Source organism: Candidatus Edwardsbacteria bacterium RifOxyA12_full_54_48 (genome assembly GCA_001777915.1).
Lineage (GTDB): Bacteria > Edwardsbacteria > AC1 > AC1 > EtOH8 > UBA2226.
The window spans coordinates 44,923-58,662 of the sequence record MFFN01000003.1 but is presented as its reverse complement, the minus strand read 5'-3'; the positions used below and the strand labels follow the sequence as shown (position 1 = coordinate 58,662).

Here is a 13,740-nt window from a genome sequence, read left to right as displayed (position 1 = left end):
ATGCCGTCTCCTCTGAACATAGGCATAGATGCCCATTACTTGGACGGCATAGACCAGGGTGTAAAATCCATCGTGGAAAACCAGATCGTTGCCGGCCGAGGGATAATCAAAAATAGTCATTATTACCTGTACCATAAAAATGCCGGAGTCGGCAGACATATGCAAGATTACGCGCAACACCGGGAGCTGTTTACAAATGCCGGCCAATTCAACTATCTCGTCGGTTTTAATATTTTGGCCCGTCGGGATAAACTGGATGTGTTCCAATCCCATTATATTCTGCCTTATATGATGCCGTGTGCAACCGTGGTAGGGATCTATGATATTCTTTACGAAGTATATCCCAATTATTTCGGACGTTTAAGAACTTTACAGATGAAGCTGTTGGTGAGAAGAAGCGCTCGTAATGCTGATCAGGTTATAACGATATCGGAATATTCCAAAAAAGAGATTGTTAGCAGATACGGTGTTAGTCCAGAAAAAGTCCATGTGATACCATGCGGGGTATCGCCTTTGTTTAAGAAAATTGAATATATTGTTGTAAGGCGGACGTTGAAGAAATATGGGATAAACACTCCTTACATACTTTGCGTTGGTAGAACTGCACCGATAAAAAATTTATCAGGAATGTTAAAGGCTTTTAATGATCTAATTCAAAACAATAAAGAGATATCCTTAGTTATTGTTGGTGCCCAAGATCCCAAGTTCGTGGACGAAAGCATTAATATTGCCGGGCGTGGTTTTACCTGCGATGATAAAAAAACTATTTTCACGGGTCAGGTAAGTATTGCAGAACTTATATCACTTTACAATGGTGCAAAGTTGTTTGTGTTTCCTTCTTTCGGTGAGGGATTTGGGCTGCCTGTGTTGGAGGCCATGGCTTGCGGAACACCTGTTTTATGTTCCAATAAAACAGCATTGCCAGAAATTGCCGAAGGGGTGGCGGAAATGTTCAATCCAGACAAACAAGAAGAATTCAATGCAAGGCTAAATGAATTAATAAATAATAACGCACTTCTTGAAAAGATGGGCAGTGCGGGGCCCAGACGTTCGGCCCAATATACATGGACCAATTATGCAAAGAAGGCAGATGAAGTGTATGAACTTGCAAAAAAGAACCGATCGAAATATGTCGGTTGATATATATAAAAATGAAATAATCATCAAACGGGCAGATACCGCTGGTGGGATATATAAATCGGTAGAAGAGATTATAACTCAATACGACAATCATCTGCCGGTTAATAAAGATGCGGCTATTGTTCTTAAGCCGAATTTAAACAGCAATATGAATGCACTTACCGGCAACACTACTGACCTGCGTATAATAGTAGCAGTAGTGAAAATATTACATAGCAAGGGGTACAAAAACATAACCATAGCAGAGGGGACTAATTCTGGATTTCATCGCCAGGGTATAGATGTTATAAAAAGATTGAAGGTTGACGTTTTGTCGGACAAATTGGGAATAAAATACTTGGACACCAATTCGGTTGACGCGCGGGATGTGGTGTTTGAAGACGGGGTGGTGGCCATGGCTGCAAAAATATTTTTTGAGGCAGATTATTTTATAAATTTGCCAAAATTGAAAATGCATTATGAGACTGAAATGAGTGCTTGCTTGAAAAGCCTCATCGGTTGTCTTGCTGGTATGAAAAACAAACAAAAAACCCATTATAGTTTAATAAAGAACATCTGCAATTTAAATGACCAGATCAAACCAAATTTACATATACTGGATGCTGTTATAGCAATGGAGGGGACTGGTCCAACCACTGGAACACCAATCAAGGGTGGATTGATCGTAGCTGGTTCTAACCCTTATTTGATTGACGCAGCAGCAGCAATAATAGCCCATGTACCAATCAATGATGTCCCGGTATTGAAAGAAGCGAAGGAACGCGGGAAATTAAACGGCAAAGACTTAGAATATTTAGAAACACTTGGATTGGGGTCTTTTTCGACAGCCTTCAAAAGACCTCAAATATCTTGGCTAACGGCTTTGGTTACGCATAAAAAACTGCAAAAATATTTTCAAAAAATACGACATGCACCAGGTATTGGTAGTCTTTTCGATAAAGGTTTGGGCAATAAATTGCTCTTTAGGCTAGGGGTAACTCAAGAAGTTATGATAAACAATGAAATGGGGTCGGTCCTTTTGAATCATAATCATTCAAGGTGCATTAAATGTGGTTATTGTAAAGAATATTGCCCAATGGGCAAACCGGAGCCAGATAAATTCTCGGAGAACTGCATTGGATGTCTGTATTGTTTTTCATGCTGTCCGCAGAGGGCAATCAGTGTTAATGGAGAGCTGGGTTTTTTTGAAGAGCAAATCAAGCAATACGATGATATTATCAGGGTCGTCGTGCAAAAAAAAATAATTCAGGTGAATGATATTTTATGAATATATTACTACTAAACCCCCCGTTCCTCGCCAAATTCTCCCGCGAACAACGTAGCCCGGCCGTCACCAAGAGCGGCACCTTCTATTACCCCATGTGGCTGGCCTTCGCCGCCGAGGTGCTGGACCAGAAGGGCCACCAGGTCAAACTGCTGGACTGCCCGGCCTCGGGCATGGAGTGGGAGCAGCTGGTGCCGATAATCAGGGAATTCGGCCCAAGCCTGGTGGTCATCGATACCAGCACCCCCAGCATCTTCAGCGACGTCGAGACCGGAGCCAAAATCAAAGCAATGCTCCCCGATTCGTTCGTGATATTGGTCGGCCCGCATGTTTCGGCCCTGCCGGAGGAAAGTCTGGGGATCAATGACGCCATCGATGCCGTGGCTTTACGGGAGTATGAGGACACTTTGGCTGAGCTGGCCGGGAATTTGGGATCAGGGCAACCAATCGATAATATTCCGGGAATGGTGCTAAGACATAAGGGCAAGCTTATTAATACCGGTGAAAGGGAACTGAGGGACGACATCGATTCCCTGCCCTTTGTCAGCCAGGCCTACCGCAAGCACCTTAACTACAAGGATTATTTTTACGCCCACAGCCAGTATCCCATAATCACCATCATCACCGGCCGGGGCTGCCCCTACCAGTGCGTCTACTGCGTCTACCCCCAGGTGTTCTGCAGCCGCAAGCCCCGCCTGCGCTCCATCGCCAATGTGGCGGACGAGATAGAATACATCCTGGAAAACTTTCCCGACGTCGAGGAATTGATGTTCGAGGACGACACTTTGACCTTCGACAAGAAAAGGTGCCTGGAGTTTGCCGAAGAGATCATCCGGCGCGGCATCAAGATCAAGTGGTCGGCCAATTCCCGCTGCGACGTCGACCTGGAGACGATGCAAATGCTTAAGAAGGCCGGGGCCCGTCTGTTCTGCGTGGGGGTGGAGAGCGGCGATCAAAATGTGCTGGACCAGATGAAAAAATCCATGAAGGTGGAGCGGGTCCGGCAGTTCTTCCGGGACGCCAAAAAGGCCGGCATCAAACTGCACGGCTGTTTTATGGTGGGCAACCCCGGCGAGACCAGGGATACCCTGGAGACCACCCTGAAATTCGCCAAGGAGCTCAATCCGGATACCGCTCAGTTCTTCCCGATAATGGTATACCCGGGGACCGAGGCCTACCAGTGGGCCAAGAGCAACGGCTACCTGACCACCGGCGATTTCCGGGAGTGGCTGACGCCTGACGGGATGCATAACAGCATCGTCAGCCGGCCGGGGCTTTCCAATACCGAGCTGGTGGAGTTCTGCGACCGGGCCCGAAAAGAATTCTACATGCGGCCGTCATATATCCTCCGCAAATTGCTGGACGGCTTGACCGATCCCCGGGAGTTCAAGCGTCTGGCCAAAGGGGGACTGACCCTGGGCAAACATATTTTTAAGGGAACATATGGAGGAGCTAGGCCGTGAGGGCTTCGGTCATTGTCCCTGCATATAACGCAGAGAAGACCATAGGACAGTGTTTAGATGCTCTGGCCGATCAGACCATAGGCCGGTCGGAATATGAGATCATTGTGGTGGACGATGGCTCCAATGATGCAACCGCCGAGGTTGTCGCCAGACATCAGGACATCAAATCGATAAAACAAGGCAATGCCGGCCCGGCGGCAGCCAGGAATAACGGCGTCTCCCAGGCCGAGGCCCCGGTGATCGTGTTCACCGATTCCGACTGCGTTCCCCAGCCGGACTGGCTGGAAAAGATGATCGGTCCTTTGGAAGCCGACCCGAATGTAACTGCGGTCAAGGGGGCCTATCGCACCAAACAGCATCAGATCGCCGCCAGGTTCGTTCAGCTGGAATATGAGGATAAATACGATCTTTTAAGGAAAAGGGAAAATATAGACTTCGTAGACACCTATTCGGCCGCCTTCCGGCGGGATGTTTTCCTCCAGTTCAAGGGTTACGATACCAGCTTCAAGGTGGCCTGTGCCGAGGATGTCGAACTCTCATACCGGATGCACAATGCCGGCCATAGGATGATCTTCGCCCCGCAGGCTTTGGTTTATCACCTTCATCCGGCGACCCTGGCGGCCTATTTCAGGAAAAAATTTAAATTTGCCTACTGGCGGATGCTGGCGGTCAGGAAGAATCCCAACAAGCTGGTCTCCGATTCACACACCCCGCAGGTCATGAAGCTGCAGCTGCTGCTGGCTCCGATGATAATTGCCCTTTTGCTGCTGGGACTGTTCGGCAGGGTTTTCGTCTATGGCTCTGTCTTTGCCGCACTGGCATTTTTGTTGATATCACTGCCTTTCACTTTGAAGGCTTTGGCAAAGGATCCGGTGGTGGGATCTCTTTCGCCGCTTATATTGCTGGGCCGGGCGGCGGCCCAGTTCGCCGGGGTTTTTAGGGGTCTGATCGACTGGTACCTGGTGCGGAAGTCTAAATCAACAGCAGATCAACGGGATAATAGAATATGAACCGCAGATGGCAGCTGACATATTCCGGGATGATCATGACCGCCGATGTATTGGTCATCGCACTGGCATTCATCCTTTCATTCTGGGTGCGGTTCGATTCCCATCTGTTTCCCATTCCTCTGGGCCGTCCGCCTTTCAGGCCGTATTTTGTCGGGTCCCTGGTGGTGGCCTTTTTATGGGTCAGCATCTTCTGGTTGCTGGGGCTGTATGAGAACCGCAGCCGGTTCGCTCCCGACGAGGAGATCTACCGGGTGGCCAAGGGCACTTTTGTGGGGATCGTGGCCATCATGGCCTTTTCCTTTTTCTACCGGGAGGTGGTCTGGTCCCGGCTGGTGCTGGCCATGGCGACGGTGTTGTCCTTCTTCCTGCTTTCGGCCCAGCGGATCATGGCGGTAAGCATTTTCAGACGGATCGTGGCCAAACATGGCGTCGGACTGAAAAGGACCGCCATCATCGGCAGCGGGGACATCGCCCTTAAGATCATCGAACAGCTGAAATTCAATCCCGAGTATGGCTACGGGATTGAATGCCTGATCTCGGCCAACGGAGCCGACGAACCGGTCTTGGGCGAGACAGCGGTCAAGCAACTGGAGGTAAAAAAATACAGCGAGATATCCCGGCTGATAGACGAATACCGGCTGGATGCCCTGTTCATAGTCCTGCCGCATGATATGCAGTCCGACCTCAACGAGATAGTCAACTCCGCGGAACACCGGCCGGTGGAGGTGAAATTCGTGCCCGACCTGATGGATATGATCGGCCGGGACACCAGCATCTCCCAGCTGGGCAATATACCGGTGATCGGCCTGCGGGAGATCCCGCTGACGGAATGGGACCTGATCAATAAAAGGATCTTCGATCTGGCCGCCGCCACCCTGGGACTGGTGGTCCTTTCGCCGCTGTACCTGCTGCTGGCCGGGCTGATCAAACTTACCTCCCCCGGGCCGGTATTCTACGCCCAGGAGCGGGTGGGGTATGACGGAGAGACTTTTAACATGCTGAAATTCCGCTCGATGCGGATGGGGGCCGAGGACAGGACCGGGCCGGTGTGGGCCAAGCCCAACGACGACCGCCGGACCTCGCTGGGCGCCTTTCTGCGCAAATACAGCCTGGACGAGCTGCCCCAGATTTTCAATGTCATCATGGGGGATATGAGCCTGGTGGGGCCCCGTCCGGAACGGCCGTTCTTCGTGGAGAAATTCAAGGACCAGATCCCGCGCTATGCCTCCCGGCACAAGATGAAATCCGGCGTCACCGGCTGGGCCCAGGTCAACGGCTGGAGGGGGGACACCTCGATCGTGGAACGCACCAAGTGCGACATCTTCTACATCGAGAACTGGTCGCTGTTCCTGGACGTCAAGATACTGATCCGGACCGTGCTTCAGGTGATATTCCCCCGGAATGCTTATTGATAAACCTATAACGGAGGGCGCCATGGATAACCCGAACGACCGGGAGCTAAAGGACCTGTGGCAACAGGTATTCCGGGGCTGGAGGATCATCGGATCTGCTATGATCCTGGCCGCCCTGGCGGGGCTGATATTCTCATTGACCTCCCCCAAAATATACCAGGCCGAAGCCTTGGCGGCCGTTCCGGAAAGCGGCAAACTGGCGGCCATCTCCTCCGAATCCAAAGGAACCCTGTTCGTCCTGGTGAATGTGGGGGGGACCAGTCCCCTTAAATCAAAGCCCACCACCGTCTCTCTGGTCAACATCCCCGAGACCAAGGCCATGATAAACCAGCTATGGGACCGTATCAAATCGGGCCCGCCGGGGACAATGTTCCCCCCAGGCGATGCTGCGATCATCGAGGGGATAAGGTGCGAGGAGATAAAGGGATCGGAGAATATATTCAGGTTGGTAGTGCAGACCAGACAACCGGGGCCGCCGGCTGAGAAGGCCTTGCTGGGGGCCATCGCCCATTTAAATGACAATCTGTTCATCAAGCAGAAGATAGAAGAAGAACGGAAGTCCCTGGATCAAAGCATCAGGGACACCGAAGAGAATCTGCAGAAGGCCCTGCTGATCAGGGAAGGCCTGCAGAGATCCGGCAGTTTCCGGCAGAACCCCAACTTCAATCCGGCCGAGCTGGAGACCTCGATCAACGATTTCAAAGTGAAGATCAATAATCTTCGCAACAGCCTGGAGAACCTGACCGGCTACCGGATCATTGGAAAGCCGGTGGCCGGGACGGACCCCATAAGGCCGAAAGTTCTTTCCACTGTATTGATGTCTCTGGCTCTGGGGCTGATGCTGGGACTGCTGGCGGTGTTCATCAAAGGGGCGGTCAGGGACCGATCGTGCTGAACCTGAAGTTTTTATAGCGGAATGGGTTATTTTTTTAACGACAATGTCAATATCAAAAACTACGCTCGCGGAAAGTTCGCCGTCAACGTAGCCACCCTGATGACCGGGACCATAATCGCCCAGGCCATTCAGCTGGGCATCTCTCCGATACTGACCAGGATCTATTCGCCGTCGGAATTCGGGATGTTTGCCCTGTACCTGTCCGTGGTCTCCCTGTTCAGCATTATCGCCACCGGCCGTTACGAGATGGCCATCATGCTTCCGGCCGGAGATGACGATGCCCTCAACATCATGGCCCTGTCGGGCCTGATCACCATCGCCGTAAGCGGACTTTCCCTGCTGGCCGTGGTGTTGGCAAAAAACAGGATCGCCCTGGCTCTGGGGGACCTGAAGCTGGCCCCCTGGCTGTATCTGGTCCCCTGTTCCATAGTACTGACCGGGGCCTATCAGATATTCAATTACTGGTCGAACCGCAACAAACAGTATAAAAGGCTCTCGGCCTCCCGGGTGTTCCAATACGGATCATCCTCCCTGGCCAATATCGGAATGGGCCTGGGGGGGTGGGGGGTTGGAGGACTGATCGGCGGCGGGGTCCTGGGACAAAGCGTGGCTACCGGGATATTGGGATACCAGATATGGAGGGATAAAAACCGCATCCCCGGTGCCATCAGCTGGGAAAAAATAAAATCCAACGCCAGGAGATACAAAGATTTCCCCCTGATCAATTCGCTGCACGCTTTCATGGATATGCTGCAGCTCTCCGGCACGAATTTCCTGATCACTTTTTATTTCGGCAGCGTCACCCTGGGGCTGTACACCCTGACCGTCAGGATCCTGCGGGCCCCGCTTACCCTGATGGGGGCTTCGCTGTCTCAGGTCTTTCTGCAGAAGGCGGCGGAAACCTATAATAGCGGTCAGGACCTCCAAAAACTGGTGGGGAGGACCATCGCCGGGCTGTTTCTGGCGGCCCTGCCGATTTTTATCCTGATATATCTCTTTTCTCCGGCGCTGTTCTCGATGGTTTTCGGCGGGCGCTGGCAGGCGGCCGGGGAGTACGCCCGGATATTATCCCCCTGGCTGTTCCTGAACTTTATCGTGTCGCCCCTGTCCCAGATCCCGATCATAGTGAACAAACAGAAGGAGGTGCTGTATCTGGGGCTGTTCGGCAACCTGCTGTTGGTGCTGTCTGTTTTATACGGAGCAGTGGTGGCCCATAGCATCCAGGCCGGGCTGTATATGCTTTCGGCCACCCAACTGGCCTATCTAAGCGGGGCCCTGGTGTGGCTCTATAAAATATCCGGAAAGAGATCGGAGGCCTATGGGTAACATAATCGGCCGGGTAAGGGCCAGGGTGATATCGGAGATCAGCCGGCTGTATCAGCCCCAGATGGTGAGGGTCAAGCGGGGGCCTGGCCGGAAAGTTCTCCGGAACACCCGGATCAGCAATACCGCGGTGATCGTTTCCCCGGGGGGGCTGGTGCTGGAGGACAACGTGTTCGTTTTCCATTACTCCATCCTGGATGCCTCCCACGGCCTGACCATCAAAGAGGGCTGCCAGATAGGAGGCTGGGTGGGGATATTCACCCATTCCAGCCATATCTCCATAAGGCTTTACGGGGAGAAATACAGCGATCACCATCAGCTCAAAGGTTACATCACCGGGCCGGTCACCGTAGGAAAGTACAGTTTTATCGGGCCGCATTCGATACTGATGCCGAACACCAGCATAGGGAAGGGGTCGATCGTGGCCGCCCACAGCTACGTCCGGGGGGAGTTCCCGGATTTTGCCATCATCGGAGGCAATCCCGCCAAGGTCATCGGCGACACCAGGAAGACCGACCAGGCTTTCCTGAGAAAATACCCGGAGCTGGAGCCTCTGTATAGTCAATGGGCAGAAGGGAACGATGATGCATAGCAGGATAATATCCACCGGCCACCACATCCCCGGAGCGGAGGTGAGAAATTCCGACCTGAAGCAGTTTCCGTCCAACGCCATTCCCCTGATCGAGCAGAAGACGGGAATAAAGGCCAGGCATTACGCGGCCCCGGAGCAGTGCACCTCCGACCTGGCCTATTTGGCCGCCAGGGAGTGTTTGGCCAAGGCCGGCCTCGATCCCGGCAAAGTGCAGGGGATAATTCTGGCCACCTCCTCTCCGGACCGGATCCAGCCCGCCACCGCTGCCAGGGTCCAGGCCCTGCTTAATGCCGACCAAGCATTCGCAGTCGATGTCAACAGCGTCTGCAGCGGCGGGATATATGCTTTGCATTTCGCCGACTGCCTGATAAGATCCGGCCAATACGACAACATTCTGGTCATCGCTTCCGAACTTTACTCCAAAATACTGAATCCCAGCGATTTTGCAACCTTTCCTTATTTCGGCGACGGCGCCGCGGCGGTCCTGCTGGGCAGCGATCCGGCCTCGCCCGGCATCATCGGATCGATAATCAAAACCGACGGCCGGGGGCACGATGTCATCCAGGTCCCGGGGGGCGGGACCATGTTGCCGGGGCCCCAGGTAAGCAACCCCCGGGACTGGTATTTCACCATGAAAGGGCGGGAGGTGTACGATTTTGCGGTGGCCCGGGGCAGCGAAATCATCGATGAGATTTTGGCCAAATACCAGGTCGATAGATCGCAGTTGAAGGTCGTGGTGCCCCATCAGGCCAATATCAGCATCATCGACGCCATAGCGGTTAATTCGGGCATACCCCGCTCCAAATTTTATGTCAATCTTTACAATTACGGCAATACTGCCGGGGCTTCAGTGATGATAGCCCTGAGCGAGGTGGTGGCCAGCGGGTCGGCCGGCCCCGGGGATCAGGTGCTGCTGGTGGCCTTTGGCGGGGGCCTTTCCTGGGGTGCCGCCTTAATTAAATTATAGGAGGTTACGATGGAGAAGATCAGAACCGCCCTGAAGAATGTTTTCCCCGAGCTGAAGGACGAACAGGTGGTCGACGGGCTGAAGCTTTACGATATCCCCGGGTGGGATTCGATGAATGTCATCAATCTGCAGCTGGAGCTGGAAACCATCCTGGGCCTCGATCTGAGTGCTTTTCAGATGACCGGGGATCTGACCCTGAAACAGCTGAGAGAAAAGCTGGCCCAGGCCGGGGCTTCCGGCATCTGATGTCCGCTCAGCGGCCATGAAAAGGGCCTATAACGTCATAGCGGCTTTTTTTGTCGGGGGCCTGTTTCTCCTGCCCAACATCAGCCTGGGCGGAGGAGTTCCTTTGCTGAGGTCCGAGGACCTGGCGGTGTATCTGATGACCCTGGTGTTGATATTCAACATCAAACGTCCTCTGCCGCTTTCCAAAGGATTGGCGGCCTATTTAATTTATATCAACCTCTTTGCGGTATGGATATTGGCCTGCATGCTGGGCAACGGCCGTTTTTTTGTCCTGAGGGATTATTTTGAATATTATAAACTGTTCAAGTATGCTGTTATTATCGTCTTCGTCTGCCTGCTGTTAAAGGACCAGGCCCCCAATGGATGGGAAAAACTGGCCCGGCCGGTATTCGGACTGTTGCTGGCCTTCAATATCTTGAATTATCTCAACCTGTTCGATTTCAATAAATGGGTGATGCCATTTTATGCCGACAGCGCCCGCCTGGCCGGGTTCGGACTTGACAGTCTGGGGCGCTCGGCCCCTAAAAGACTGCTGGGGGTGATGGGCAATCCCAACAACAATGCCATCCTCTGGTCATTCTTCGCGGCTTATTTCCTGTCGGCCAAAAAGAACCTATGGGTTGTTCTTTTTGGCCTGGTCTCGGTGACGATGGTGATGCTGACCGGATCCAAGACGGCAGCCCTGGCATTGCTGGCCATGTTGCTGGTCAATTGGCAGATGCAGAAATTTTCCCTGAAAAGTGCGGCGATCCTGCTGACATCCGGCGGTATAATGCTGGGAGCGGTGGCGTTGTTCAATATCGGCTATATATCCTCTCTCTGGAGGACGGACTTGGCAAGCAATATGTCCTTTATGAACCGTCTGGAGATATGGGATCATCTGGCCGAAATGATAAGGCGATCTCCCTGGATAGGCTACGGGCCCAACAAGGATTACTTTTACCAGAACCATCTGTACTCCGAGAGCGAATATTTTTTGATGGCCTGGCGCTACGGACTGATTGGATTGGCCATGTACCTGGGTCAGGTGCTGATCCCGGTCATTCACGGCTGGCGTTACCGGAGCCTGCCATACCCCAAAATGCTGATTTTGTTTTCGGTCATCATCCTGCTGGCGGCTTTTTCCAACAACCCGCTTACCGATGCCAGGTTCCTATCCCTATATGCAATGCTCTGCGGACTGAGCTATCATCAGATCCGGGAATATTCTGATGGAGTGTTGGGACAATGAAGGGTCTGCTGCTGGTGGGCGCCGATTCCTGCCATCTGTGGCGATTCTGCCGGATGGTCCAGGACCAGTTCGAAACGGTCATAGTTGTTACCAACGGCCCCTCGGGAGAGGGCGAATGCTGTGCGACGGAAATAATGACGGTTGATTTTTCCGTCAGGAATCCCTTCTCCTTTCTGAGGACAGTGGGCGCCATTCGCAAAATCTATAAAAAGTACCGGCCGGAGGTAGTACATATCATGCAGGCCAACACTACCGCCACCGCCACTATCCTGGCCGTCGGACGATATAAGGTCCCCAAAGTTCTGACGGCGTTGGGAAGCGATATCCTGGCGACCCCCGAACAGGGGTTATTTTATCGGCAGATGGTAAGGTATAATATCAGCCGGGCTGATATCTGCACCTCCGATTCGCTGTATATGGCCAAGGCCATGGAGGACCTGGCCGGGAGTAAACGGATGAAGATAGTCATCGCCAACCTGGGAATAGGGGTTGAACCTAACCGGGGGATACCAAAGGAGAACCTCATATATTCAAACCGCATGCATGGTAAGTTATATCGGATCGATAAAGTAATAGAATATTTCCATGAATTTATGAACACCGCCAAAGAAGATTGGCGTCTGGTGATCGCCGGGCAAGGGACTGAGACCGGACAGCTAAAGCAGCAGGTGCAGGACCTGGGTCTGCGAGACAAGATTGATTTTGTGGGGCTTCTGGGGTCCAGGGAAAACGGGGCTTATTACAACCGGGCCAGGATATTCATATCCGTCCCCCGGAGCGACGCCACCTCGGTGAGCCTGTTGGAGGCCATGGCCTGCGGCTGCCTTCCGGTGGTCTCCGACCTGCCGGCCAACCGGGAATGGATCAGCGACGGGGTCAACGGCAAAGTGGTCAACGAAGGGGAGAGCGGCGTGATCGATCAAGCTCTGTCGATCGATCCGGCGGCCGCGGCCAATATCAACCGGGAGATCATCGGCCGGAAAGCCACCGTGGCCGTCAACCGGGAGATATTTGCCGGCATTTATGCCGAACTGCTGAAAGCCGGAAGGGCCGGCTGATGGTTATCTGCCATATAACCACCGTTCATAAGCCCACCGACGTGCGGATCTTTGAAAAGGAATGCAGCTGGCTGGCGGCCCAGGGCCACCGGGTGATCTTCATAGTATGGAAGGCCGTGAGCCAAAAGGCCAATGGCGTTGAGATCATCGGCCTGTCCGATGTCGACCTGCCGAGGATCAAGCGTTTCCTGATCGCCAACCTGGCCGCCTACCGGACGGCGATGGCCCAAGGGGCCGATATCTATCACTTCCACGACATCGAGTTCCTGCCGTACGCCTGGCTGATGAGACACAAGGGCCGGACGGTCATCTACGACGTGCATGAGGATATGCCCCGGGCCCTTTACGGCCGGTACTGGATACCCAAACCGCTGCGTAAAATACTTAGCCGGCTTGTCGAATCATTTGAGAACCGGGCGGCCGGAAGACTATCCGGGATCGTCACCGCCACCCCCCAGATCAATTCCCGGTTCGCCCGGATAAACCAGAATGTCGTAAACGTCAACAATTACCCCAGCGGCATCGTTGACGGCCCCTATGCTGCCAATGATGAGATATGCTACATCGGGGGCATCTCTCAGATCCGGGGCAATACCGAACTGGTAACTGCCCTGGGGTTGGTAAACCGGGACATCCGGCTGAACCTGGCCGGAGAGTTCGATCCCCCGGAATACCGGCAGCATCTGGAGGGGGTCAGGGGATGGGAAAAGGTGAATTACCTGGGATGGTGCTCCCGGGATGAGATCTCCAGGATAATGTCCCGATCATCGGCCGGGGTGGTCACCTTTCACCCGCTGCCCAACCATATCGATGCTCAGCCCAACAAGATATTCGAATACATGTCGGCCGGCCTTCCTCTGATCGCCTCCGATTTCCCCCTGTGGAGGAGCATTGTGGAGGGCAACAAATGCGGGTTATGCGTCGATCCGCTGGATCCCGACGGGCTGGCCCGGGCCATCGAATATATACTGGCCAATCCCGGCCAGGCCAGGAAAATGGGGGCCAACGGAAGGGAGGCCGTGAAAAACAAATACAACTGGCCGGCCGAGGGCCGAAAACTAAGCGCCTTTTACCAGCGTATCGGAAAGCATTGACAGTTGAATAAACCGGTACCATCCCTGAACGGCGGCGACTAGAAA

13 protein-coding genes are annotated in these 13,740 nt (G+C 53.2%); all 13 read left to right on the top strand.

The window, feature by feature from the left end:
- The 13 genes from A2273_07610 to A2273_07550 are packed head-to-tail and all read left to right on the top strand — an operon-like array spanning position 1 to position 13,695.
- A complete protein-coding gene (locus A2273_07610) occupies positions 1 to 1,140 on the top strand; it encodes a hypothetical protein (GenBank protein OGF08205.1) in 1,140 nt (379 codons plus the stop codon).
- Positions 1,130 to 2,407, top strand: a complete 1,278-nt coding sequence (locus A2273_07605) for a hypothetical protein (GenBank protein ID OGF08204.1) — start codon at positions 1,130 to 1,132, stop codon at positions 2,405 to 2,407. The genes A2273_07610 and A2273_07605 overlap by 11 nt, the downstream gene beginning before the upstream one ends.
- Positions 2,404 to 3,867: a hypothetical protein gene (locus A2273_07600; GenBank protein ID OGF08203.1), complete on the top strand. Its 1,464-nt coding sequence runs from the start codon at positions 2,404 to 2,406 to the stop codon at positions 3,865 to 3,867. The genes A2273_07605 and A2273_07600 overlap by 4 nt, the downstream gene beginning before the upstream one ends.
- Positions 3,864 to 4,877, top strand: a complete 1,014-nt coding sequence (locus A2273_07595) for a hypothetical protein (protein ID OGF08202.1) — start codon at positions 3,864 to 3,866, stop codon at positions 4,875 to 4,877. Before A2273_07600 ends, A2273_07595 begins: the two co-directional genes overlap by 4 nt.
- Positions 4,874 to 6,289 carry an undecaprenyl-phosphate glucose phosphotransferase gene (locus tag A2273_07590; GenBank protein ID OGF08201.1) on the top strand — a complete coding sequence of 472 codons (1,416 nt, stop codon included), beginning with the start codon at positions 4,874 to 4,876 and terminating at the stop codon, positions 6,287 to 6,289. Before A2273_07595 ends, A2273_07590 begins: the two co-directional genes overlap by 4 nt.
- Before the next feature lie 22 nt (positions 6,290 to 6,311).
- A complete protein-coding gene (locus A2273_07585; GenBank protein OGF08200.1) occupies positions 6,312 to 7,184 on the top strand; it encodes a hypothetical protein in 873 nt (290 codons plus the stop codon).
- A 21-nt stretch (positions 7,185 to 7,205) separates the two neighbouring features.
- Positions 7,206 to 8,510: a hypothetical protein gene (locus A2273_07580; protein OGF08199.1), complete on the top strand. Its 1,305-nt coding sequence runs from the start codon at positions 7,206 to 7,208 to the stop codon at positions 8,508 to 8,510.
- Positions 8,503 to 9,099: a hypothetical protein gene (locus A2273_07575; protein OGF08198.1), complete on the top strand. Its 597-nt coding sequence runs from the start codon at positions 8,503 to 8,505 to the stop codon at positions 9,097 to 9,099. Before A2273_07580 ends, A2273_07575 begins: the two co-directional genes overlap by 8 nt.
- Complete coding sequence (locus tag A2273_07570; GenBank protein ID OGF08197.1) at positions 9,089 to 10,066, top strand: hypothetical protein; 978 nt, start codon at positions 9,089 to 9,091, stop codon at positions 10,064 to 10,066. Before A2273_07575 ends, A2273_07570 begins: the two co-directional genes overlap by 11 nt.
- A gap of 9 nt (positions 10,067 to 10,075) precedes the next feature.
- A complete protein-coding gene (locus A2273_07565; GenBank protein ID OGF08196.1) occupies positions 10,076 to 10,312 on the top strand; it encodes a hypothetical protein in 237 nt (78 codons plus the stop codon).
- Positions 10,313 to 10,328: 16 nt separating this feature from the next.
- Entirely contained in the window at positions 10,329 to 11,543 is a 1,215-nt protein-coding gene (locus tag A2273_07560; GenBank protein ID OGF08195.1) for a hypothetical protein, read from the top strand.
- Positions 11,540 to 12,601 (top strand): hypothetical protein, encoded by a 1,062-nt coding sequence (locus tag A2273_07555; protein ID OGF08194.1) that lies wholly within the window; start codon positions 11,540 to 11,542, stop codon positions 12,599 to 12,601. The genes A2273_07560 and A2273_07555 overlap by 4 nt, the downstream gene beginning before the upstream one ends.
- Positions 12,601 to 13,695 (top strand): hypothetical protein, encoded by a 1,095-nt coding sequence (locus A2273_07550; GenBank protein ID OGF08193.1) that lies wholly within the window; start codon positions 12,601 to 12,603, stop codon positions 13,693 to 13,695. Before A2273_07555 ends, A2273_07550 begins: the two co-directional genes overlap by 1 nt.
- Positions 13,696 to 13,740: the final 45 nt, after the last annotated feature.

Bases quoted from the DNA above. Each gene is read 5' to 3' on its own strand.
- A2273_07610 (OGF08205.1), top strand. From the start codon at position 1: ATGCCGTCTCCTCTGAACATAGGCATAGATGCCCATTACTTGGACGGC.
- A2273_07605 (OGF08204.1), top strand. From the start codon at position 1,130: ATGTCGGTTGATATATATAAAAATGAAATAATCATCAAACGGGCAGAT.
- A2273_07600 (OGF08203.1), top strand. From the start codon at position 2,404: ATGAATATATTACTACTAAACCCCCCGTTCCTCGCCAAATTCTCCCGC.
- A2273_07590 (OGF08201.1), top strand. From the start codon at position 4,874: ATGAACCGCAGATGGCAGCTGACATATTCCGGGATGATCATGACCGCC.
- A2273_07585 (OGF08200.1), top strand. From the start codon at position 6,312: ATGGATAACCCGAACGACCGGGAGCTAAAGGACCTGTGGCAACAGGTA.
- A2273_07580 (OGF08199.1), top strand. From the start codon at position 7,206: ATGGGTTATTTTTTTAACGACAATGTCAATATCAAAAACTACGCTCGC.
- A2273_07575 (OGF08198.1), top strand. From the start codon at position 8,503: ATGGGTAACATAATCGGCCGGGTAAGGGCCAGGGTGATATCGGAGATC.
- A2273_07570 (OGF08197.1), top strand. From the start codon at position 9,089: ATGATGCATAGCAGGATAATATCCACCGGCCACCACATCCCCGGAGCG.
- A2273_07565 (OGF08196.1), top strand. From the start codon at position 10,076: ATGGAGAAGATCAGAACCGCCCTGAAGAATGTTTTCCCCGAGCTGAAG.
- A2273_07560 (OGF08195.1), top strand. From the start codon at position 10,329: ATGAAAAGGGCCTATAACGTCATAGCGGCTTTTTTTGTCGGGGGCCTG.
- A2273_07555 (OGF08194.1), top strand. From the start codon at position 11,540: ATGAAGGGTCTGCTGCTGGTGGGCGCCGATTCCTGCCATCTGTGGCGA.
- A2273_07550 (OGF08193.1), top strand. From the start codon at position 12,601: ATGGTTATCTGCCATATAACCACCGTTCATAAGCCCACCGACGTGCGG.